24 protein-coding genes are annotated in these 22,778 nt (G+C 47.7%); 8 read left to right on the forward strand and 16 right to left on the reverse strand.

The window, feature by feature from the left end; genetic code table 11:
• Nucleotides 1-15: 15 nt before the first annotated feature.
• Together torC and torE are read right to left on the reverse strand one after the other, a co-directional pair.
• Nucleotides 16-1,200 (reverse strand): pentaheme c-type cytochrome TorC, encoded by a 1,185-nt coding sequence (gene torC / locus Pcarn_RS08355; RefSeq protein WP_261833410.1) that lies wholly within the window; start codon nucleotides 1,198-1,200, stop codon nucleotides 16-18.
• Nucleotides 1,201-1,241: 41 nt separating this feature from the next.
• A complete protein-coding gene (torE, locus tag Pcarn_RS08360; protein WP_261833411.1) occupies nucleotides 1,242-1,418 on the reverse strand; it encodes a trimethylamine N-oxide reductase system protein TorE in 177 nt (58 codons plus the stop codon).
• Nucleotides 1,419-1,893: 475 nt separating this feature from the next.
• Between torE and Pcarn_RS08365 the strand changes: the two genes are divergently transcribed.
• Together Pcarn_RS08365 and Pcarn_RS08370 are read left to right on the forward strand one after the other, a co-directional pair.
• On the forward strand, nucleotides 1,894-2,127 hold the full coding sequence (locus Pcarn_RS08365; RefSeq protein ID WP_261833412.1) for a TIGR02647 family protein: 234 nt from the start codon (nucleotides 1,894-1,896) through the stop codon (nucleotides 2,125-2,127).
• On the forward strand, nucleotides 2,128-2,970 hold the full coding sequence (locus Pcarn_RS08370; RefSeq protein WP_261833413.1) for an NAD(P)H-binding protein: 843 nt from the start codon (nucleotides 2,128-2,130) through the stop codon (nucleotides 2,968-2,970).
• A 179-nt stretch (nucleotides 2,971-3,149) separates the two neighbouring features.
• Here Pcarn_RS08370 and mukB read toward each other — a convergent pair whose 3' ends face one another.
• From mukB to cmoM, 4 genes are read right to left on the reverse strand one after another with little or no spacing between them, the layout of a single operon-like run.
• The gene (mukB, locus tag Pcarn_RS08375) at nucleotides 3,150-7,604 is read right to left on the reverse strand and encodes a chromosome partition protein MukB (RefSeq protein ID WP_261833414.1); all 4,455 of its coding nucleotides are present in this window, start codon (nucleotides 7,602-7,604) and stop codon (nucleotides 3,150-3,152) included.
• Nucleotides 7,601-8,287 carry a chromosome partition protein MukE gene (gene mukE / locus Pcarn_RS08380; RefSeq protein WP_261833415.1) on the reverse strand — a complete coding sequence of 229 codons (687 nt, stop codon included), beginning with the start codon at nucleotides 8,285-8,287 and terminating at the stop codon, nucleotides 7,601-7,603. The genes mukB and mukE overlap by 4 nt, the downstream gene beginning before the upstream one ends.
• Nucleotides 8,268-9,614, reverse strand: a complete 1,347-nt coding sequence (gene mukF / locus Pcarn_RS08385) for a chromosome partition protein MukF (RefSeq protein WP_261833416.1) — start codon at nucleotides 9,612-9,614, stop codon at nucleotides 8,268-8,270. Before mukF ends, mukE begins: the two co-directional genes overlap by 20 nt.
• Nucleotides 9,615-9,629: 15 nt before the next feature.
• Nucleotides 9,630-10,406, reverse strand: coding sequence for a tRNA uridine 5-oxyacetic acid(34) methyltransferase CmoM (cmoM, locus tag Pcarn_RS08390; RefSeq protein WP_261833417.1), 777 nt, complete (start codon nucleotides 10,404-10,406; stop codon nucleotides 9,630-9,632).
• Between the two features lie 166 nt (nucleotides 10,407-10,572).
• On the opposite strand from cmoM, the gene elyC reads away from it, so the two are divergent.
• The 5 genes from elyC (at nucleotide 10,573) to Pcarn_RS08415 (ending at nucleotide 14,338) form a co-directional block, all read left to right on the forward strand.
• Nucleotides 10,573-11,340, forward strand: a complete 768-nt coding sequence (gene elyC, locus Pcarn_RS08395; RefSeq protein ID WP_261833418.1) for an envelope biogenesis factor ElyC — start codon at nucleotides 10,573-10,575, stop codon at nucleotides 11,338-11,340.
• Nucleotides 11,341-11,408: 68 nt separating this feature from the next.
• Nucleotides 11,409-12,056 carry a molecular chaperone TorD gene (gene torD / locus Pcarn_RS08400; protein WP_261833419.1) on the forward strand — a complete coding sequence of 216 codons (648 nt, stop codon included), beginning with the start codon at nucleotides 11,409-11,411 and terminating at the stop codon, nucleotides 12,054-12,056.
• A 124-nt stretch (nucleotides 12,057-12,180) separates the two neighbouring features.
• Entirely contained in the window at nucleotides 12,181-13,194 is a 1,014-nt protein-coding gene (gene purR, locus Pcarn_RS08405; RefSeq protein WP_261833420.1) for an HTH-type transcriptional repressor PurR, read from the forward strand.
• 151 nt (nucleotides 13,195-13,345) lie between these two features.
• Entirely contained in the window at nucleotides 13,346-14,026 is a 681-nt protein-coding gene (locus tag Pcarn_RS08410) for a TVP38/TMEM64 family protein (RefSeq protein WP_261833421.1), read from the forward strand.
• Nucleotides 14,027-14,338, forward strand: a complete 312-nt coding sequence (locus Pcarn_RS08415; protein WP_261833422.1) for a DUF7577 domain-containing protein — start codon at nucleotides 14,027-14,029, stop codon at nucleotides 14,336-14,338.
• Here Pcarn_RS08415 and Pcarn_RS08420 read toward each other — a convergent pair.
• The 10 genes from Pcarn_RS08420 to htpX all read right to left on the reverse strand — a co-directional run bounded on the left by Pcarn_RS08420 (nucleotide 14,319) and on the right by htpX (nucleotide 22,298).
• Nucleotides 14,319-15,125 carry an alpha/beta fold hydrolase gene (locus tag Pcarn_RS08420; protein ID WP_261833423.1) on the reverse strand — a complete coding sequence of 269 codons (807 nt, stop codon included), beginning with the start codon at nucleotides 15,123-15,125 and terminating at the stop codon, nucleotides 14,319-14,321. The genes Pcarn_RS08415 and Pcarn_RS08420 overlap by 20 nt on opposite strands.
• Before the next feature lie 107 nt (nucleotides 15,126-15,232).
• Entirely contained in the window at nucleotides 15,233-15,757 is a 525-nt protein-coding gene (locus Pcarn_RS08425) for a DUF3833 domain-containing protein (RefSeq protein ID WP_261833424.1), read from the reverse strand.
• On the reverse strand, nucleotides 15,754-16,314 hold the full coding sequence (locus tag Pcarn_RS08430; RefSeq protein WP_261833425.1) for a chalcone isomerase family protein: 561 nt from the start codon (nucleotides 16,312-16,314) through the stop codon (nucleotides 15,754-15,756). Before Pcarn_RS08430 ends, Pcarn_RS08425 begins: the two co-directional genes overlap by 4 nt.
• Nucleotides 16,311-16,811, reverse strand: a complete 501-nt coding sequence (locus tag Pcarn_RS08435) for a DUF2878 domain-containing protein (RefSeq protein ID WP_261833426.1) — start codon at nucleotides 16,809-16,811, stop codon at nucleotides 16,311-16,313. Before Pcarn_RS08435 ends, Pcarn_RS08430 begins: the two co-directional genes overlap by 4 nt.
• 2 nt (nucleotides 16,812-16,813) lie before the next feature.
• Nucleotides 16,814-18,067 carry an SAM-dependent methyltransferase gene (locus Pcarn_RS08440; protein ID WP_261833427.1) on the reverse strand — a complete coding sequence of 418 codons (1,254 nt, stop codon included), beginning with the start codon at nucleotides 18,065-18,067 and terminating at the stop codon, nucleotides 16,814-16,816.
• Nucleotides 18,068-18,090: 23 nt separating this feature from the next.
• Nucleotides 18,091-18,828: a DUF1365 domain-containing protein gene (locus tag Pcarn_RS08445; RefSeq protein ID WP_261833428.1), complete on the reverse strand. Its 738-nt coding sequence runs from the start codon at nucleotides 18,826-18,828 to the stop codon at nucleotides 18,091-18,093.
• Nucleotides 18,825-20,117: an NAD(P)/FAD-dependent oxidoreductase gene (locus Pcarn_RS08450; RefSeq protein WP_261833429.1), complete on the reverse strand. Its 1,293-nt coding sequence runs from the start codon at nucleotides 20,115-20,117 to the stop codon at nucleotides 18,825-18,827. Before Pcarn_RS08450 ends, Pcarn_RS08445 begins: the two co-directional genes overlap by 4 nt.
• A 5-nt stretch (nucleotides 20,118-20,122) precedes the next feature.
• Complete coding sequence (locus tag Pcarn_RS08455; RefSeq protein WP_261833430.1) at nucleotides 20,123-20,851, reverse strand: SDR family NAD(P)-dependent oxidoreductase; 729 nt, start codon at nucleotides 20,849-20,851, stop codon at nucleotides 20,123-20,125.
• Entirely contained in the window at nucleotides 20,848-21,267 is a 420-nt protein-coding gene (locus tag Pcarn_RS08460) for a nuclear transport factor 2 family protein (RefSeq protein ID WP_261833431.1), read from the reverse strand. The genes Pcarn_RS08455 and Pcarn_RS08460 overlap by 4 nt, the downstream gene beginning before the upstream one ends.
• Before the next feature lie 155 nt (nucleotides 21,268-21,422).
• Nucleotides 21,423-22,298 carry a protease HtpX gene (htpX, locus tag Pcarn_RS08465; RefSeq protein WP_261833432.1) on the reverse strand — a complete coding sequence of 292 codons (876 nt, stop codon included), beginning with the start codon at nucleotides 22,296-22,298 and terminating at the stop codon, nucleotides 21,423-21,425.
• A 302-nt stretch (nucleotides 22,299-22,600) separates the two neighbouring features.
• Between htpX and Pcarn_RS08470 the strand changes: the two genes are divergently transcribed.
• Complete coding sequence (locus Pcarn_RS08470) at nucleotides 22,601-22,762, forward strand: hypothetical protein (RefSeq protein WP_261833433.1); 162 nt, start codon at nucleotides 22,601-22,603, stop codon at nucleotides 22,760-22,762.
• Nucleotides 22,763-22,778 lie beyond the last annotated feature (16 nt).

Genomic DNA, 22,778 nt, shown 5'->3' on the forward strand with positions numbered 1-22,778 from the left:
TTCTCTCCGTCAGAATTAGTGATGCTCATCTGAGAAATCAGATGAATGTTTCTGTAGGTACTTAAGTACCAAGGCTTCACTATCGGTATCTAGGTTAACGAACGCCGACATACCGTTGAACATGCCAGGCCATGCGTTTGCAGTGAAGTGCGCTGGCGCTGGCTGGGTGTGACAGGTAGAACAGTTAACTTGATAAGACTCTGCCGCTCTTTCCCAGATAGGCTCGTAGCCTTGGATCATAGACCCTTGCTTCATCCATACCTTAGCCACAACACGACCCCATGGAAGACCGGTTAGCTCATCCTCTTTCTCTTCAAAGCTCTCGACAATCTGGTCGTTTTGAGCCGCTTCTTTCATAAGAGAAGCAACAGGGATGTTCATACCAAAGTCTTCTTGGATTACACGGCCAAAGCCCTTGTCTTTACGCCAACCGGCAATCTCAACTTGGATGGCATCGCCTTTAACCTGAAGAACCTTAACCTCAGAGGCTGGGTTTAGAAGACCCGCTTCCACGCTAAGGGCTTCATCTTCATATAGAGGAAGGTGGCGCACTGATACATAAGTGTTGTCTTTAGAGAAGGAGGTAGAGTGTGCCATTTGCTCAAGCTCGCCGACCATACCGCCTGAGCTGTCCATATTTTCAGGTAGCTTGTGAGCGATACCTTTGTGACAGTCCAAACAGCTTTGATCACGTTCAGCCGCTTGCTTCATCTGGATACGTGCCGTTGGAGACATTAGCTCGAAGTCCATTGAGTCGTAATTATGACAGTTTTTACACTCAAGGGAGCCATTGGCAGCAAAGCGATCCCACTCATGACGAGCAAGTTCGAAGCGACGTGCTTCAAATTTTTCTGGTGTACCTAAATCACCGAAGATCTGTGCGTACACCTCTTTAGAGGCTTGGATCTTACGGGCAATTTTTGCGGTCCATTCATGCGGTACGTGACAGTCAGGACAGGTTGCTCTTACACCAGAATGGTTTTTCCAGTGAACCGTTTCCTGAAGTTCTACGTAAACATTATCTCGCATTGTATGACAGCTGATACAAAACTCTTCAGTATTGGTTGCTTCTAGCGCGGTGTTGAAACCACCCCAGAAAATAACGCCGGCTAAAAAGCCGCCGAGAGTCAGCACGCCTAGACTGATGTGTCTGGCGGGACGACTCATGGTTTTCCACATTTTGACAATTAGTGACTTCATTGTGCTCTCACTTATCGGATATTTAGTTGGTCAATCTTGAGTTAGCCGTGTGCGCCAGGGGGACCTAAAACGAACACTTGTAACATCCAAACGATAAATCCGTAGCCGCCGACTAAAATGACGCTCAACACTGGGAACATCACGACAGCGATAAAGAAAAACGACTTCCACTCCAAGGAGCGTGTCTCCTCTTCAGGAATACTCTTCGAATCACTCATAGCATCTTGCCTTGCACTGGTTAATTGACCGCGCGAATGCGAGGTCAGACGTTAGTAAAAAATTTAGACCAATTTTCTGGAGCACGCCTTAAACGTGCCTGATTCTATTGAGAGTTTTTTATATTCAACTCATCAATCACGCATCGAATTGCATACCCCTATAAAGATTGCGGGATTATACGCATTTACACTTGTAAGGAAATGTAAATATCTAATTTAGATGATATTTCGCGTTTTGCGGTACGAAAAACAAGCAAACAGTTATCATCCAAGATCTGCGCTTTATCCACAGTTTTTGTGGATAAAGCCTTTAAAGCCAGTTGCTGATTAGCATGAGCAAGAGTCAACACAAAAATTAAGTTTTTTATCAATGAAAACGAAATCGCTTGAGCTAACGTTTTGATGAAATAGCGGTTGCAGGGAAAATGTTGCAGGTCTACTGTGAATCTTGAAACACATAAAAGAAAGAGAAGCTATGAAATTTGACCAACAACTAATCGATGAGCTCAACCTACTGGTTCAATTTGATTTAAGTAGCGCCGCCACCGGCATTAAGGTTCATTCCGATGCCCCCGAATCTACCCGCCAAGCCATTGAGCGTCTTTTTGATAAAGGACTGTGCACGCTTAAAGATGGAGGCTATCTCACTGATGAGGGTATCGAGGTGGCAGAGCAAGCTGATAAGATCTTGCGAGTTTTGAGTCACTAAATGTCAGCAACCCTAATTATAGGCGCTGGATGGCTTGGTCGCCCTCTGGCGCTTCATTTTTTGCAGCAAGGCAAAAATGTCCATGTGAGTAATGCCTCGGCTGGCGGTATCTCTGAAAGCGAGCAACTTGGATTAAGTGCTCATCAACTCTCCTTCCCTCTCGATTCCATAGACAGTTACGTTAAGCTACTCAAAGAGCTTCAAATCACGACCGTTATTGGATGCATCACCCCAGGTCTGCGAAAACCCAAAGATGGCACTGAGCCCGATTGGGATAGCTATGCTCACAAGTGGCAACAGATCTGCTCTGGTGCAAAAGAAGCCGGTGTGAAAAAGGTTGTGATGATCAGCTCTACTGCGGTTTATCCGAGTCGTTCAGGCGCAATGCTTGAATCTGATGCCAGCTATGAAATGGCTTTGTCTGATTCGAGCTTTAGTAAGAAGAGCGTCGCGCTCCTGAAGGGTGAACAACGGGTTATCGACAGTGGCCTTGATTATGTGGTAATTCGCTGTAGCGGTTTAGTTGATGAGAAGCGCCATCCTTCTCGGTTTGTGGCGCATCTGAAATCGGTAAGTAATCAAGCACCTGCCAATATGCTGCATAGATTGGATGCTGTGGGGATAACCGCGTTTGCGAGTGAGTCCCTTGCCAATCAAGTTATCAATGCGTCTACGCCTAATACTTGTAGTAAGGCAGAGTTCTATCAAGCAGCGCTGGATAGTGTGGATAGCTCGCTTGAGCTTCCTAAAATTACTGAAGTTCAGGATAAGTTAATTGATAGCTCGCTATCAGAAAGACTTGGGTACTCTTATCGCTTCAAGCATACGTTGGAGTTGGTTTAGGTGCGGTGGAAGATCCCCGCCTTCGCGGGGATGACGTAAATATTAGGTATGACAGACCTAAACGCTGATAGCTGATAGCTGATAGCTGATAGCTGATAGCTGATAGCTGATAGCTGATAGCTGATAGCTGATATAGCCAGAATAAAGAAAGGGAGGCAATGATTGCCTCCCTTTTTCTTTTATATCAGCTCGGCTTCGTCGATAGCCTGAGCGGTTTCGCTTTGTTGACCAAAGCCTCTTAAGCCAACAACGTGTACGTGCTCGTGGTCTTTGAATACCTTACGCACCAGTTTATAGGTGGTGCCCTTCTCTGGGCTGATATTCTCAGGTGCCGCAATCAGAAGCTGCATGTTCAAGCGCTCACACAACTCAAACAGGGTTGCGATGGATTTCGCATCCAGACGCGCTGCTTCATCGAGGAACAACAAGCGACAAGGCACGATATCTTTGCTGCGCAGGCGGCGAGACTCTTCTTCCCAGCTTTGAATTACCATTAGTAGGATTGACTGACCAGTACCGATCGCCTCACCCGTCGACAGAGCCCCAGACTCAGCTTGTAACCAACCTTCTGAACCACGGTTAACCTCAACACCCATCTCTAGGTAGTTACGGTAATCCAGAAGCTCTTCACCAAATACTTGAGGTGAACGCTGACCGACATCAATATGCGGGTTAACGCGTTGGAACAGCTTCGCCATCGCCTCAGAGAAGGTCAAACGCGAGTTGTCGAACAGCTGCTTATGAGACTTCTCTGGATTCGCTAGGCTATCAAGCAAGATCTGATGACTCTCACGAATGTTCACGTTCAGACGCACGCCGTTAACCTGACCAAAGTGAATGTTAGACAAACCTTGGTTTAGGATGCGGATACGGTTCTGCTCACGCTGAATGGTCTTCTTGATGATGCTAGATACAGACTCAGAGCTGATCGCAAGGCGGCTCTCACGCTGGTTAAGCTCCTCAGTCAAACGCGCTAGCTCTACTTCCATCTCCTCGATTGCTTCAACCGGATCATCGGTGCGGATGATATCCTGACGGATACGCTCACGCAGGAACTGATACACAGCGATATAGAATAGTACCTTGCGCTCTGGATAAGCATTATCCTCTGACGCACGCAGCGCATCACGCAGGTCTTCTTCATTCGCCACCGCAAGACGCAGTGAACCCAGAGATTTATCCGACATAGAGCGAAGCTCTCCCTCAGACATATACGCCAGCTCACGCTTGTGCAAGCGACGCTCAACGTCGTGTTCACGCGCCAGTTTCAGTACCGCGCACCAGCCGGCTTTTGCGGTTACCACGAAGCGGCGCAGCTCTTGATACTCTTTCTGCTGTTTCTTAAGTGCCTTAGTACCGCTCTTAAGCTCAAGCTCGGTCGCGGTTACTGTCTTAGACAGTTCAGCTTGGCGAGAACGAGAGGTTTCTATGCCCTGATGCAGCTCTTGCTTACGCGTAGTCGCACGCTCAAGGATGGCATCATCTAGCAAGATACCAGCGCTAGATAGCTCTTGTTTAAACTCTTGAACCGTTTCTGTCTTAGCTTGGTGCGAGCTCTTCAAGGTCGCAAGAAGCTGGTTGTATTGGCTGTGCTGTTGCTGTGCTTGTTTATAGCCTTCACGAGCACGCTCTTTTTGCTGCTCAGCAACTACTAGCTTGGCTTTAAGCTGCTCGCTCAGTTCACTGCTCTTCTCAAGCAGTTTCTCAGAGTCTGCATAACCAAAGTGCGCCTTACGCTCATAAACGTTAGACAGTGCAAAAGATTGAGATTTCAGCGACTGCAACGCTTCATCCACTTCTTTGTACTCTTGCTCAATGGCGTCAAACTGCTCTGGGTCCGCTGCTAGCGCTGACACGATTGGTCGCAGTTTATCTGCCGTTGCCAAATGACGGTCTAGGTTTACCTTGCTTTGAATAAGCTCATCAACGCGAGCCTTTGCTTCGTCAGCACGCTCTGCTAGCGTTTCGTCTTCAATAAGGTCGATGCTAGGGGCTAGCTTGTCTAATAGAGAAAGAGCTTGTTTTGCCTTAGTAATAGCTTGCTTAAACTCAGCCTCTTTACCTTCTACCTCATTTAGCGAGGCAAGTACCTTGTTACGCTCAGAGCGAAGCTCACCGATGGCGTGCTCTGGGTTGTCTTCAAACGCTACCGCTACATGGTTTGCCACAAAGTCGTTAAACGCTTGGTATAGGCGCTGTGCTTTTTGCGCATCGAATGCGGCTTTTGCGTGGTCTTCCACCAGCTGATCACGTTTTTCGCGTAGCGCTTCTAGACGCTGCTCTCGAGCCGCACGGCCAAACAGAGGCACGGTTGGGAAGCGAGAATAACGAAGTTGCTGTTCACTTACCTGAACACAAACTGCACCTTCAAACTCTTCTACTTCAAACAGGCTGTCATCGAATGCATCCACGTCACCTTCGATGATGTAGACATCTTCAGGGCAATCATCGAACTCTACAAGACGTTCTTTGACGCCTTCTAGGTCTGAAACCACGATTGCGTGACGAGCAGGACCGTACATTGCGCTGAAGTACGGTGCATCATCGATAGTGATATCGTCGTATATTTCAGATAGCAGCACGCCACCTAGGCTGTCAGACAGAGCCTTAAGGCGTGGGTCGTTAGCACCGCCAGGTGTAGCTAGTGCTTCAATCTCTTTTTCAACCTGAGTGCGCTCAAGTGCAAGGCGATCTTTCAGAGACAACGCCTCTTTCTCAGCCTCTAGCACCTTCTGCATCTTGTTCATAACAGATTGAGCATCGGTCAATTCAGATTCGGTGCTTTCACACAGCTGTTCTAGGGCCTCGTTTGCTTTGATCCAAGCAGGAGCAATGCCTTCGAAGCGTGAAATCTCACCGCTGAGCTTTTGCTCTTCACGACGAAGATCGATCAGGTTTTCTCGTCCCTGCTCTAAAGCGTTTTCACTCTGCTCGATAGACTCAAACTGACGTGCCTGCTCGGTTTCAATGTCCAATTCATCGCGAATTTGCACCGCATTTTGCGCTGCATAATCAGAAACCAGCTTTTTAACCTGAGCTTGCTTCTCAACACGCCTAGTTAAGTCACGAGCTTGTGATTGCCAATGTGACAGCTGAGCCACCTCATGCTTAGCCGCTTGCAGACTCTCGAGCACACGACGAGCTTCCACTTCTGCGTTTTCACGACTCGCCTCTGGCACGATTTGCTTCAATAGCTCAAACGCCTTGGCAAATTGCTCAACGCTAGCTGAGTTGATATCTAGTTTGTGCTTTAGGGTAAGCAGGGTCTGTGTTTGAGTGCTCTGCTGTTTCTCAAAGTCACTTAATAGTGCAGGAATGGCCTCAACGCTTTCGATCTCTAGACCAGATAGCTCACGGGCATCCGCCAGTGCCTTTACCGCTTGTTGGTATTGCAAGGCACGAGTTTGCTGGACATCTAGCGCTTGTTGATAGTCCGCAAGCTGAGATTTAAGGCTGTCTACCTCAGATTCCGTCAGCTCCATCTGCTCTTCAGATTGAGCCAGAGACTCGTGCGCCTCTTCCACCACCATGATCTGCTCTTCTAGACGCTCACTAAGCTCTAGAAGGTCTTCTTCGTAACGCTCAATCTTTTGCTGCTGCTGAAGGGCATTTTGCACCAACTGAAGATAATCACTGGCCGCCTGATGGTCTTGCTCAAGCGCGGAATACTCTTCAACTAGGATATTCAGCTGTTGCTGAGTTTCATTAAGAAGCTTGTTGTTGTCGATGATCTGCTGGCGACCACCAAACAAGTCTTTACGCAGGGAAAGCGTCGCTTCTAGCTTAGTGCGGCGCTGGTTAGCGTGACGCATATAGTCAGCCGCTACATAGTTGGTCGACTCGGTAAGCAGGTGCTTAAACAGGTCACGGTCTGCTTGGGTATTCTTAATCGCTTCCAAGGTGATGCGGTTTTCACGAAGGGCCGATTCCATGTCTTGGAACGCCTTCTTCACCCCGCCGTTTTGTGGCAGTAGGTAATCACGCAAAGAGCGGGTAATGGTGCTCGAGATACCGCCGTATAGGGATGCCTCAATCAGACGATAGAATTTTGAGCGTTCGCTTGAGTTACGCAGCTTCTTCGGGATCACGCCAAAGTCGAACATCTGGCTGTGATAGTCAGTGATCGAGTTAAACGCCTTAAACTGAACGCCTTCAAACTCAGAAACTCGCTCTTTCACCTCATTCAGAGAAAGAACCTTAGCCTGAGTCTCGCTTACCGACTGAATAAATAGCTCAGAGGCCTTGATATGGCTCGGCAGACCTTGCACCACGAATGGCTTGATATCTACCTTCTTGTCTCGGCCTGCTACCTGCTGCAGCTTAACTGCAAATACTAGGCGCTGCTTACGCGAGTTCACTACCTCAAGGGCGGAATAACAGACGCCTGGCTGAAGCTTACCGTAAAGACCCTTATCACGAGATGCCTGAGAGCTACCCGCTTCTGTGGTATTTCGGAAATGAAGTAGGCTCTGATCTGGGATAAGGCTGGTAATAAATGCCGCCATGGTGGTGGATTTACCTGCGCCGTTACCCCCAGAAAGTGTGGTAACCAAATTATCAATATCAAAGGTACGGGCAAAGAAGCCGTTCCAGTTGATCATGGTCAGGGATTGATATTTTCCTCGTTCAATCATGCCTGTTCCTCACTTTCATCCAATAAGCTGGTTTGTTCTGTTTTCTGTTCAACTACCGCTTCACCATCACGGATCAGACGAAGCTGAGCTTGCTGTACGTCATCGCCAACGCGCACGTCAGCACCAAAGCGGAATACCGCCTCGCTGATACGGAATTTCTCACCTTCACCGATAGGCAAAAGCATACCGATTCGCTTCAAGCGACGTAGCGAAGTACGAACCTTCTCGTACAGCTTTTCTTTATCTAGGTCAGTACCGGTTGCCTTGTTGGTCACAAACTTCATCAAGGTCTTTTGCTCAGCAATGTTCAACAGCTCTTCAAACAGTTCCTGATTGGTAAAGATGCCCTCTTGCGCCAGACGCTCTGGGCTTAGATACAAGAAACACAGCACCTTACCCACCAGCATATCCAGCTCGGAGAGCACGCTACGACCAATTAATGTGGTTGAGCGAGGACGCAGATAGAAGAAGCCTTCCGGCGCTTTAACCAATTCAACGTTGTATCTTTGATAAAACAGCGCCAAATCGGTTTCGAAATCGCACAGCAGTGCATAGTTGTCCATGTCGTCTTGAGTGATGTGACGACCGGCACGCAATAGGCTGTCTAGCCCCGGAAACAGCGGGTTAGCTATCGCTTTTGCCAGTTCCTCTGGCATGTAGTGTTCAGAATTTGTTGATGACATTTGCTTGTACCTTAGCGCCATATTCGTTGATCGACTGCCAGTCAGGCTGAATGGCGGCATAGTCTTGTTCTGAGTATCCAAGGCGAACGGCTTGATCAACCACCATTCGCGCTAAATCAAAGTGTCGTGCCTGTGGATGGCTCGACAGGTAATCTTTTAGAACCGCACCAAGGTCGATGTTCGAGCCTTGTTGCTTGTGCTCATGGAGTAGCGCCTTCACATGCTCAGCAAGCTCATTGCTCACCTGTTGCATCTCTTGGTATTCCACCTCAGGAGGTAATTCACCTAGCGCTTCATCGTTTTTCAACACCAAGGATTCATCACGCAAGTCACGCAATCGCTCGGCATCGGCAAAGGTAAGTAACCATGGGCTTTGTGAGAAGTCCTGAATAGACTGACGAAGCCTTTGGCTAAAGGCGCGGTTCTTATCCATATCGATAGCGGTACGGATGAATTTGTGTACGTGGCGGTCATAGCCAATCCACAAATCGATGGATTGCTGACCCCAGCTGACAATACGGTCGAGTTTTATCTGTAGGCTAAACAGCACTGCATCGATAAAGTCGAGTTCTTCCTCGCCATACACCATCTGCTGCAGTTCAAGCAGTTGAGATTGAAGCTCATCACCCGCTGCCTGCAGTGACGATTGCAGTTCGGTTAGGGTATTTGATGTGGCGGATAGAAGCCCTTCACACTGGCTGATCGCCTCGCGCCAATCTTGATTAAGAAGCGCGGCAATCTGTTGTTTAACCTCAGCCTGCTCTTCGTCCATCACCCTTTGGTTAAGGTCTATCTGGTCGAAGATCTCACCGACGGTGTATTTCAACGTGCCGTATACATCGCGGCGCCACTCGTCGATAGAGAGCTCACCCTGCGCCGTTTCAACGGCTTGCGAGAGTTCCTTGCCCACCAGCACCAGCTGCACAGACAGCTTGAGCTTGGAGAACTGACGATGACGTAAGTAATATTCGCAAATGCCCATCGCCAGAGGTGACAAGCGATATATGCTATTGCCCTCTTGGTCATCGGCATTAAAGCGGTTTAATAGACGCTGACTGACGAGGTCGTTGATGGCGTTGTTCGCTTTGAATAACTTGTTGCCCTTGACCTCAGCGTCTTGAAACTGACCCTCTACTATGGTGAATGCATCGTGCAATTCACCCTCACCCAATTCACCATCGAATCTTTCTTGGCTCAATAGGGCGATAGCCACCAGAAAACTAAGGCGTTCACTGGTGAGGTTTAATGAAAAATCGTGCTGTTTTACCCAGCCAACCAGCTCGTCTACCGACAACTGGTCGTTATTTTGTTCTTGTGCTTGGCTCATTCCGATCCTTGCTAACTACTTCTGAACCCAAACGTGGATATATCTGCCCAGAGACAGATAAGGCTCAGTTCGGCATAACTGCTGTTCAAGCTCCAACAATTGTTCTGGGGTATAATCACCCACATACTGGGTAAAGCCTACATAGTCGTGAAAACAACGTATGCCAGACTTACCGCAGATGGTGAGGTCACATTCTTCCAGCCACTGATAGACGTCCTTCGGGACTAGGCCTTGTTGTGGCTGAAGCTTAAATCTTTTTCGATGAGGCATTCCCTGCAAAACATGAGGTATGTTGCCACAGACCACATTCTTCATCACCAATCCGTGGTGGTTGTAGAACATGACCGATGCCATGCCTTGCGGTTTTAGGTGCGTCATCAATTTCTTGAGGGCATCCTCCGGTTCGGCAAGCCATTCCATCACCGCATGAAATAGGATCAGATCGACCTGTTCATCGAGGTGATGGTGTAACTCCTGTACAGGAGCGTGGATAAATTGATACTGCTCCAGCAACCCCTTGTTCGCAATTTCTTGCTTTGCTAAGTTCAGCATTTCGTTAGATACATCACACAAAATGACTTTATGTCCGAGCTCAGCAAGTTTTTGCGACATTTGTGCTAAGCCGCCACCTGCGTCTAAGATGGTGAGCGATTTCGAGTTCCCATCCATTTGAGATAGAATTCGGTTTAGGTCTTCCCAAACTATTGTTTGCCTGATGTTACCTTTGTCAGAACCATAAATGTTCTCGGCAAATTTATCGGCGATGTCGTCAAAATTGCGATCTTTTCTCACGGCGAGCATGTGGTTATAGAATCAAGTTTGGTATTGTGTCACAAGAAGATGAAGAATAAAGAGGGAGCGCTTTGAATGGCGATTTTTTCGGCCAATCTGGGCGCATTATTAGCCGTAATTATGCATACCTCGACTTAAAATCATTTAGGGATATATTGTTGTAATCATGTTTGAACTTAAGAAACTCATTTCTGCGTTTTTGATGCCTCTGCCTGCCATGCTCATTCTTGGCTTCATTGGTCTCGCTCTGGTGATGTTCACACGCAAGCATAAGTTTGGCTGCATCGTCATTTTCATATCACTGTTTTCTATCTTTGCCATCTCGTTCCAACCTATCTCGACCTCTCTACTAAAACCGCTAGAACGCAAATACACTGCCTTCTTGCCGACCACTGAGAATATTGACTACGTGATGGTTCTTGGCAGTGGTCATGTTGTAGATGCGGAGATCCCACCCACTTCTGAGTTAAGCCGTACTGCCCTAATGCGTCTGTCTGAGGGTATTCGTATTCTGCGTATGTATCCTGGCAGTAAATTGATTCTCTCAGGTTATTCAGGCGGTACAGAGATCAGCCAAGCGAGAATGATGGCGCAGGTTGCTCTGGCGCTTGGGGTTGCTAAGCCTGATATTATCTTGCTTGAAACCGCGCAAGATACCTGGGAAGAGGCGCATCAAGCTGCCGGCTTTGTTGGCAATAAGAAGCTGGTGTTAGTGACTTCAGCTAGCCATATGAATCGGGCTCTGGGGGAGTTTAATGAGGCGGGTCTAGAGCCGGTGCCTGCACCGACTAACTACCTTGCTCACTCCAACATTGAACAGGCTTGGGTAAAATACACCCCACAAGCTCAGTATCTAGAGCAAACAGAACGCTACTGGCATGAGACCCTCGGTACTTGGTGGCAGAAGATACGCAACCTTGTCAGTAGTAAATAACTGATTCATAATTCATATAGTTAAATTTTGTTACAAGGGCGCCGATGCGCCCTTTGTTGGATCTTACAATGCAAGAAATCAAGAAATTCAATGAGCAACGCGCCGAAATCTACTGGTGGTTCTCAAGCCTATTCTCAAAAGAGCTGACTGACGAAGAGCTCAAGGCGTATCAAAGCCAACAAGTTCGCGGCTTCCTACAAGGCCTATCTGAAAACGAAGAGCTAAAGAAAGCCACTGATGGCGTCATCGAGTCTCTAAACAAGCTTCAAGACAGAGAGGATGCGCAGTTAGAGTTATCTGCCGACTTCTGTGAGCTGTTTCTAACCTCCGATAAACATGCGGCACTTCCTTATGCCTCTATCTATCTCGATGACAGCAAACTGCTTAACGGCAAACCAGCGCAAGAGATGGCGGCCTTGATGCAGGAAAAAGGCATTCAGGTTGATAAGAACTTCAACGAGCCGGCGGATCACCTTGCTATCCAGCTCGACTTTCTCGGAAATCTCATCATCCGCTCAAACGAGCTTGAGCAAGAAGCCCATATGGAGGTAGCCCTAGCCGAGCAACAAGCCTTCATCGAACAACATTTGCTGACCTGGGTGCCTCAGTTTTCAGAAAACTGCACCAAGTTCGACGAATTCGGTTTTTACGCCTCTGTAGCCGAGCTTTTGGTGGCGTTTTGTGAGCTGGATAGTCACTATCTTGCGAACGATTGATGAATTCTCATTTTGTATAGAAATGCGTTGTCACTTGACGCATTTCTAGCTAGACTGCCCTCCGCAATCGATTGCACTACTCTTAAGTAGGTCCCTACACTTCTTCAGGTTTACAAGGTAAAGCATGGCTACCATCAAAGATGTAGCAAAGCTGGCTGGCGTTTCGACGACCACAGTTTCGCACGTAATTAACAAGACGCGCTTCGTAGCAGAGTCTACCCAAGAGCGAGTAATGAAAGCTGTTAAAGAGCTAAACTACGCGCCAAGTGCGGTAGCCCGTAGCCTGAAGTGTAACTCCACTCGTACTATCGGCATGCTGGTAACTCAGTCTACTAACCCTTTCTTTGCTGAGGTTGTAGATGGTGTTGAGAGCTATTGCTACCGTCAGGGCTATACATTGATCCTGTGTAACACTGGTGGTATCTACGAGAAGCAGCGCGACTATATCCGCATGCTGGCTGAAAAGCGTGTAGATGGACTTCTGGTTATGTGTTCTGACCTAACAGAAGAGCTGCGTGAAATGCTGGACTCACACCCTAACATCCCGAAAGTTGTTATGGATTGGGGCCCAGAGTCATCAATGGCCGATAAGATCATCGATAACTCTGAAGAAGGTGGCTATATTGCTGCGAAACACCTGATTGAGAATGGTCACGACAAGATTGCATGTCTAACTGGTCAAGCAGAGAAACTGGCTTGTATCGAGCGTGTTGCTGGCTACAAGCGTGCCCTTGCTGAAGCGAACATCGAGTTCAATCCTGAATATATCCTTGAGGGTAACTTCGAGTGTGATACCGCAGTAGAAGCCGCTGACAGACTTGCCGCTATGCCAATCGAGACTCGCCCTACTTCTGTGTTCTGCTTTAACGACATCATGGCACTTGGCCTTATCAGTCGCCTGCAACAGCACGACCTTAAGGTTCCTGAAGATATCTCAGTTATCGGTTATGACAACATCGACCTAGCCGCTTATTTTGCGCCGCCACTGACCACTATCCACCAGCCTAAGCGTCGTGTGGGTAAGACAGCATTTGAAATCCTGCTTGAGCGTATCAACGACAAAGAGCACGATCGCCGCGTATTTGAGATGCAGCCAGAACTTATCTCACGCGATAGCGTTAAGAACCTAAACGCTTAACTTCGAAAGCGGATGATACCTCATCCAAGCTCGAATTATCCAATCAATTCCAAACGGTACGTAAATAAACGTGCCGTTTTTTATTTTGTATGAAATTTTTCTATGTCCTACTCTGTCCCTATAGCTAAGTGAACTTACTTAGGTCAGGACGATGAATAAGAAATTGATAATTGGCGTAATTTTGGTTGCAGCTATCATTCTACTTGCGGTCAACTTTGGGCAATACCTCACCCTCGAAAACGCTAAAGCGCAACAAGCTGCGTTAAACGCTCATATAGAACAAAACTTCGTTCTGTCTGCTGCTCTCTACTTTATTGGTTACATCTTTATCACAGCGTTTTCTATCCCAGGAGCTGCCGTGGTGACGTTATTAGGTGCCGCTCTATTCGGTTTTTGGACCAGCTTAGTATTGGTGTCGTTTGCCAGCACTATAGGTGCGACTCTGGCTTTCCTAAGCTCTCGCTACCTGCTTCGCGACTGGGTACAAGCTAAGTTTGGTAATAAGTTAGATACCATCAACAAGGGCGTGGAAAAAGACGGCGCATTTTATCTATTCTCGCTTCGCCTTATTCCAGTATTTCCATTCTTCCTGATCAACCTTTTGATGGGTCTGACCCCAATCTCAGTGGCAAAATTCTACCTATTTAGTCAGCTAGGTATGTTGGCAGGGACTATGGTTTATCTAAACGCTGGTACTCAACTTGCTGAGATAGACAGCCTAGCAGGCATAGTATCCCCGACCGTACTGGCATCCTTTGCACTCTTGGGCCTGTTCCCACTTATCGCTAAATGGATAATGAACAAGATAAGACCCAATCAATCGGTCGCTTAGATGAAGATATATATTGCAAAAAATCCACCCGAAGCTCACTTTATCAGTGAGCTTTTACTTGCGGAGAAGATACCTGTTGAGGTTCGAAGTGTTGGCTTGTTTGGCCTTCAGGGCGAACTACCGATGGATGATTCCACCCAGCCCCATGTGTGGCTGCTAGACCCTGCCTACAAAGAGAAAGCGGAAGCCATTATCAAGGCATATATGGAAGCGGACGAGCAGGCCGATTGGACCTGTAGTGAATGTGGTGAGGTTAACGAAGGGCAGTTTGCCCTTTGCTGGAACTGCGGGGCTAGCTCACCGACTGAATAAAGGCGATGGACTCGCGGTTGAACTGCTGAGGCTTTTCCACGTTACACACGTGGCCGCAATCCTCAATCTCGATCAGCTTACTGTGCTCGTGCACTGAAACCATCTCTTTAACCGGCTTAATAAACATATAGTCTTTGTCGCCCATCAGATAGAGGGTTGGAATATCCAACTCTCGCTCCTTGAAGTAGCGCATCAGAGGGTTCACCTCAGCCGCCAATCTAAACCAACGCTTAAACTCTTTTTGACACAGCTTACGCGCTTCGCGAATAAACATATGGCGAGACTCTACCTGGCCCTTTTGCGGCATGATGATCCATGCAAACAAGCTATACAGCCACATGTATGGGATAAAGTTCTTACTCAGGTCACCGAGTTTAACTAGGAATTGAGAACGAGCATCGAAGCGAGTTACCGCACCGCCCAAAACCATAGAGCGAACACGATGAGAGGCGATCTCCGCCATGTTGCGCACGATAATGGTGCCAAGAGACATACCCACGAAATGGGCTGATGAGATCTTTAGATGATCCAGAACCGCGACGATATCCTTGGTTACCGCTTCAAAGGTGTAGCGTTTGTTGATGATATCAGCGAGAAGGTTATTTGATTTGCCGTGACCGCGAAGGTCTACAAGCAGAACATTGAAGTGCTCTTTGTACGCCTTGATCTGCTTAAACCAAATGGAAGAACTGCCGCCTGCGCCGTGCACGAACACTACCCACTCCTTTGAAGAAGGGTGAGGAAAGGTCTTGTGAAACAGCAGTGAAGAAGAAACAGCAGAACTCATTAATAATACAAATAAATCATACAATTGAACTTAGAATACTATCACAAACTAAGATCTGGCAAAAAAAGCCGGTTCTGCTTTTGTAACAAACAGTGATCTCTGCCACGTTATTGCTTCTGAAAAAACAGGGTAAGGCGACCAAATTCGAGACCGAACTTACGAATTGAGGTGAGATTGAAGACGTGTTTATCGTCTTGACGATAAAGCCAGTCGTCAAAAAATACGGTTACGGTCGAGTCTCCTCGAGGCAACTCAAAGTCATAGGTCCAATGTAAGGCGTTCCCGACCTCTTTACCTGTGGCTATGCCAATGATGTCGTCAGCCCTACCTTCGTAGGTACCATCATTTAAACGTGTGATCACCCAAATGCGAGTAGACTGCTCTCCATCATCAAACTCAAACTGCTCATCTAGGGTCAAAACATTCCCCTCAATGGAACCATTAAGTTCGACATAAAAACGCCTTGTCTGCTTGCCGCTTCTGTCCTGCACCATACCCCACGCATCTACACGGCCATCAAAGTAGCCAAAAAGATCGAAGCGTGGCGATGCATCTTGATAGTCTGAAAGCTCAGCGCTACACCCTAGCATCATTGCGACCAATCCAAGAAAAAACGCCTTCATCACTCTCATTGATTCATCCCTATCAGGCTAGCCCTATGGTCTGGGTACTCGGTATTGGGGGAAAGCCAGATGGCTAAGAAGGCATCATTGAGCTCTTCATCTTGAATTTCACCCACTACTGTTGCGCCCTGATTTCCTTTGAAGTAATAGAAAACACCACTATCGCCGCTGGTTACATACACAAGGCGATCACCCTTTTTGATTTCAGGGTAAATGCCTGCAAGTTTGCGCTCCCAGCGGGTGAACTGCTCTTCTTTATAACCCAGATGAGCCCACTGTTTCTTGGTCTCTTTCAGTAGATGTTTTTTAGAGATGTCTCGCTCGTAGACGATAGAGAGCGCGACAGGGTGCGGAGTGAGGTCATCACCTAGCTGATAACTGCCTTGGGGAGCTTTTAGCTCAGAGGTATAGATGTCAAAGAACAAGAAGTCCAAATCAGCCGAACCGACTGTTGGCCATGATTGCCATTGGTCATCGAGTTTTGGAGAGTCCACGTCGCTGGCGTGGCTGATTGATAAAACACTAGAGAGAGCCAGACTGGCTACTGCTGTGATGAACCCTTTCATGAGAGTGCCCTCTTTTCTCCTCCCAATGATGTCACTATCACAGAGAAGAGGATAATCCATTCCACCGTGACCACCGCAAAGGTGAGAGAATTGCTAAGCGGCCACTCTACGGCGCCAAGCTTGAGTCCAGCAAAATAACTGCCAGCTGCTCCAAGTGCGCCTACCACTGTTACGGCCCATATTGGATAAAGGGTCAAAACCGGTTTCATCTGGTAGGCGTACCAAATAAAGATCACCCATAAGGCGATAAGCCAGTTGGGCACAAACGCCGTAGGGAAAAGGAAGAAGCCGAGTACAGAATTGAAATAGTCTAGGGCGATACCGGATATAACGAAACCTGCAAGCCAACCCATCCGTATCTCTTGCTTCCTAACACTATATGCCAGAGTAAACAAGATAGCGGCGGTAAGTAGAACCAATGTCTGCTCTCTACCGATAACCGCCACAAACCATAGGGACTGGAACCAGAGAGATTTGATTACCAATGCCCTATTCATGCCTAGTAGCTCTTGCGGAATGTGAGGTGTACGGTACTGATAGAGCGAGCTAAGAAGCCACCCTCACAGTAACAGAGGTAATAGCGCCACATACGCTTAAACCTGTCATCAAAGCCAAGTTCAGTAAGCTCATGCTCAGCAAGGTTAAACCTGTGCAGCCATTCTCTTAATGTCTTGGCGTAATCAAGGCCAATGTCATGCAGGTCTTCTAGCACTAAGCGGCTGTGCTTGGTGGTCTGCCCCAACAAATAGGTGACTGAAGGTAAAAAACCGCCAGGGAAGATGTATTTTTGGATAAAGTCTACACCCTTGCTGTAAGAGTCGAATCTCTGATCAGAAATGGTGATGGCTTGTATTGCCACGCGCCCGCCCGGCTTGACCAAGCTGTTGCATTTGTCCACGTATGAGGGCAAGAAGGAGCGTCCAACCGCCTCTATCATCTCGATAGAAACGACCTTGTCGTATTCACCTTCGAGCAGCCTGTAATCCTTCTTCAGAAGAGTAATTCGGTCTTGCAACCCTTCATGCTCGATTCGCTGCCTGGTGTAGTCGTACTGCTCATCAGAGATAGTAGTGGTGGTGACATGGCAGCCGTAGTTTTTCGCCATGTAAATCGCCATGGCGCCCCAGCCCGTACCTATCTCAATCACGCTATCTGTCTCTTTAAGTTCCAGTTGCTGGCACAAACGCTCCATTTTGTTCAGTTGCGCCTGCTCCAGTGAGTCTTCACCGCTTTGATAAACGCCTGCTGAGTAGAGCATGTTGCTGTCGAGAAAGCGCTCGTATAGGGCGTTGCCCAAATCGTAGTGGGCAAGGATGTTTTTCTTTGAGTTCTGCTGAGTGTTGCGATTCTTCCAATGCCCGATGACGTTTAAGGCTCTATTAACTAAACCCATTTTGCCGTTCATCTGATCCAGCTTTGAGATGTTGTGCGCCATCACCTGCATCACGGCTGCAAGATTTGGGCTTTCCCACCAGCCATCTATATAGGCTTCGGCAGCGGCAATACTGCCACCTTTTAGCATACGAGCGTAAAAATCTGGATGGTTGACCTCTACCTCGGCATTCACTAGAGCTTGTTCGTCACCGAACTGAAAGGATTCGTTTGAGGCGGTGAAAGATTCTGTGATAGTTAGCGCGCCCCACGACAAGGATTCGAGATGTCCCAAAAGAAACGAACGAGCCGCCTTCTGCACGGCCGACATCTCTGAGATTGAGGAGTCCTTGTCTACCGCTAGTGACTCTGAGTTAATCATGAAAAAGCCTCCTGCTTTGACCTTCAATTATTATTTTTAGCTGGGTGTGGATAGAAAGGAGCGCGTTTGAGCCAAAGCTTGAGAGCGTGCCAATATATCCCTGCCACCACTTTTACTGTCATCACTGGTGTGGCGATCAGCATTTTCAGCATATTTTTCGAGTTGAACTCTATCCCCTGCATCGCCATAGTCGCATCGAACTCTTTCTGCTCTCTATGGCACTCAAGATGCACCAAAAGGCGATCGGCCTTTCTAGAAAGCTTCCATTGATAGAGCTGCGATATGGGATTAAAGGGAGACACATGAAATGCCTTGTCGTGACGCCAGTTCTCTCCATTTTCCCCAGCATCGGCATTTAGTGCATAGTAATGCCTTTCATTCCAAGGTGTATTACTCACTTCAGCGAGTAGGTAGCGCCAATTCCCTTGCTTATCATAAACATAGTAGAAATTAACTGGACTGAAATAGAGTCCGAGGTATCTAAGATGGCAAACCGCTTCCACCTTACCCTCAAACCGCTCACCTGAAAGCTCAAACACCTTTTGTTGCACAGCTGTTTTAAGACAGCCCTCTCCGATGAAATCGCTACGCTTAAAGCGAGCCCAGTGATACCACTTATCACCGAATCCCCATACCTTGGATTTGAGAGTTTCTAGCTCATCCAAGTCGATGCAGGGCATGAAAAGAGAGTAGTTAAGCTCATGCTCAACGGGCGTGAACCTTCTATGCCTTACATCGCCAAGCATAATTAGACTGCTCATGCTACGCCTTTTTGTTCGAATGGCGCGGCAGCAGGCTGGGATGCTTGGATTCCTTTGACCACTTCAAGGGCGCTGACCACCCCGTCCTCATGGAAACCATTTCGCCAGTAAGCTCCGCAAAACCAAGTGCCCTGCTTACCTTGAACGAGCCCCGCCTTTTTCTGCGCCGCGATAGAGGCGCGAGTAAACACTGGGTGGTGATAGTTAAAGCTTCTCAGGATCTTATCTGATGAGATCATACTGCTATTATTCAGTGAAACGCAGAAGGTGTGTTCAGATTCGATATGCTGCAGTATATTCATGTTGTAGGTGAGGGTCGGCAGCCTCATTTCTTGGTCCGCGCCACCTTTCAGGTGATAGTTCCACGATGCCCAAGCAAGCTTACGCTTTGGTAGCAGCTGGGTATCTGTGTGTAGCACTACTTCATTCTCTTGGTAGGCCATATCGCCTAGCACCTCTCGCTCTGCGTCAGAGGCTTGCTCTCCCAAAATAGCTAGGGCTTGATCGCTATGACAAGCGAAGATAACCTGGTCAAACTGATGCCACTCTCCATTAACTTGAAGCCTGATACCTGTATCCGAGCGCTCTACCTTCTGCACTGGACTGCTCAGCCTGATGTTGTCTTTAAAGCCCTGCGTAAGCGGGTCGATATAGGCTCGAGAGCCACCTTTGACTACATACCATTGTGGGCGGTTTTTGATGTCCAGTAGTCCGTGATTCAAGAAGAACTGCAAGAAGAAGCGCAGTGGGAATCCGCGCATATCAGCAAGGGTAGATGACCAGATTGCCGCGCCCATCGGTAGGATATAGTTATCACAAAAGTAATCACTGAATTCGTGTTCTTCTAAGAATTCGCCCAATGTGCTGTCAGCATCAATATCTTGGTCTGCGAACGCTTTTGCTAGCTTGTTAAACCTGAGGATTTCGAGAATAAACGAATAAAATTTGGGATTGAGCCAGTTGCGCTTTTGAGCAAATAGATTCGATACAGAATGGCCATTGTATTCGAGGCCGTTAGCGTCGTTGCGCACACTAAAGCTCATCTCTGTCGGGATACCCTCCACGCCTATCTCACTCATCATCTGCATGAAGTTTGGGTAGGTACGGTCGTTATAAACGATAAAGCCGGTATCTACCGCATATTCTTTACCGTCTAGGGTGACGTCTACGGTAGCCGTGTGGCCACCAATGTAGTCGTTAGCTTCGAACAGGGTAACCTCGTGCTCTTGGTGAAGGCGGTAGGCACACGTTAGCCCTGAAATGCCGGTTCCGATAATAGCAATATTCATCCTTGTTATTCCTTTATCAGTTTTTGAGAAAATTTTGCCTGCCATGAATAAGGCAGCGCGCCGATGAGACGCAAGATTGAGGTAAAGCGTCTTGGAAAGTAGATGGACTTCTTCCCCTCAGCGATGCCCTTGATGATATCTGTCGCAGCACGCTCTACCGTAATGATCATCGGCATAGGGAAATCGTTCTTGTCTGTGAGAGGAGTTTTTACAAAGCCGGGGAAGACAGTGCTCACCTCGATGCCTTTTTTGGCAAGGTCTACACCCAAGGTGCGCGCCAGATAACTCACGGCGGCCTTTGAGGCGCCATAGGCTTCAGCTCTTGGCAGCGCCATTTCGCTGGCAATGGAACCGACAATCACCACCCTGTGTCCCGATTGCCAATGATGCTGGCAGGCTTCGATGCCGTTAGCGAGACCGATAACATTAATGTCGATAACACGCTTAAACAGAGTCGCATCCATGACGCCATCGTCTATGTATTCACAATCACCTGCATTTAGAATCCAAGTGGTTGGAGCTGGCTCGAGAGATTCTAGCGCCTGCTTAGTCTGTGCTAGATCAGTCAGATCGAAAGCCAGCCCTTTGATGTTTGGGCTTAGCGATTCGAGCTCATCAAGCTTGGCTTGATTTCGACCACAGGCCCAGACAGTGTCTCCATTCGCGGCGTACTGTCTCGCAAGTTCCTCGCCTATTCCGGAGGTAGCGCCGGTGATCAAATAGACACTGCTCATTGTCCTAGCCTCTTCTTAATGCCTCTGATTACAGAGCCTAGCAGAGGTAGGTTCTCATACAGCATCTCACCCATATCAAAGTAATCGCGGTGGTGAATGATCTTACCGTCGGAGAATTTAAGATGGCTAATGCCGTTAACCGCCACCTCAGAACCTCCCTTGAGCTTTGGATGGCGCAGATACATCACCCACACGATAAAGCCGCAGTCTTGGCTTTGGTGTGAGCTTTGTATATCGAAGCGACAATCGATGACGTTTCGATACAGATTGTCAAAATAAAGGGAAAGAGCATCCCAGCCGTCTAAGCGATGGGCGGAATCTTCAAACACCACATCTTGATGATATATCTGGGTGAGGCTTTCTAGAGTCTCTTTGCTGAGCTTTTGATAAACATCAGCAACGATTTCTACGTTCATATTCTGTGTCCTTGTACTCGTGTTTGTCGCCACATCCTTGGCAATCTCTCAAATGATGGCAGATAAATCCTAAACTTGAGATAAGTACGTGTTTATTAAGGAATAGATCAAAAAAAAAGCTTGGTCATAAAACCAAGCTTTTTCTGTGATTCGGGTTAGAAACTTTGCGTGTTTCTTAGTGCTTCGATTCGCTTATCCAGTGGAGGGTGCGACATCAGAAGCTCTGTTAGTGTGCTTTTACCATTGATGCCAAATGCCATCATTGAGCCTTCCAGTTGTGGCTCGTGGCTGGTTTTTAGACGCTCAAGGGCAGCTATCATCTTGTGCTTACCCACTAGGTGCGCCGCGCCTGCATCGGCATGGAATTCACGCTTACGGCTGTACCACATGGTGATGAAGCTCGCTAGGAAGCCAAATACCAGTTCAAGTACCATGGACACACCGAAGTACACCATATAGTTGGTACCGCCCTCACCCTCTTCGTTATTATTGTTTGCAACTAGGTTTGCAATGAAGCGAGATAGGAAGATAACAAAGGTGTTCACTACACCCTGCATCAGGGTCATGGTCACCATGTCACCGTTCGCGATGTGGCTAACTTCGTGTGCCAGTACCGCCTCTGCCTCATCTTGAGTCATGTTATGCAAAAGACCGGTAGATACGGCAACTAGAGAGTCATTACGCTTAGCACCCGTTGCAAATGCGTTGATGTCTGGTGAGTCGTAGACAGCAACGGTAGGCATGCCAATGCCAGCTTGCTGAGCTTGGCGAGAGACTGTCTCCAGTAGCCAGTGCTCAGTTTGGTTGCGTGGGCTCTCAATAACCTGACCACCTACACTGCGCAGGGCCATGCTCTTCGACATTAATAGCGAAATAAAAGAACCACCGAAGCCGAACACTGCAGCCAGTACCAATAGGCCAGAAAGACTGCCCGATTGAATTCCGGTAAAGGCGTAAACCAGGTTAAGCACTACGCTCAACACTGCGATTACAGCTAAGTTAGTAAGTAAAAATAACGCTACGCGCTTCATTCATTCTCTCCAAGTAAGAAGCCAAGTTAAAGGTGATGGAACTGCTCCATCAGGTATCACAACTATATAGATATGGGCTCTCAAACAAAACTCAAGAGCCGTAACAAATTGCAACAAACTAAGAAGTAGGCTTGCAACTTCACATTTATTACTGATTAACCCTTGCGCAAAATCAAAGAAATGGTTAAAAAATTAGCGAGTGCAATCAAAAGCTAACGATGCAATTTGAAACAGGCAGTTGTTGTCTACCATATTTAGGACAACGTGCTTAAGGATAAGTTTAACGTAACTGAGGGAGAGTTATGTCTGAGAATAAACACCAAATGGCAGTAGACCTGCTGCAAGCACATCTGGGCCTAAGCGAGGAAGAAGCGCTGAAGCAATTGGGAATGGGTGATGAAGACACAAGTGTGGACGAACACATCGCCCAGTTTCAGGCAAGCCTAGGTAAGGTTGAAGAATAAGTAGACAAACGGCGCA

Origin of the sequence: Vibrio ishigakensis (assembly GCF_024347675.1) — a bacterium.
In the GTDB taxonomy this organism is placed as follows: domain Bacteria; phylum Pseudomonadota; class Gammaproteobacteria; order Enterobacterales; family Vibrionaceae; genus Vibrio; species Vibrio ishigakensis.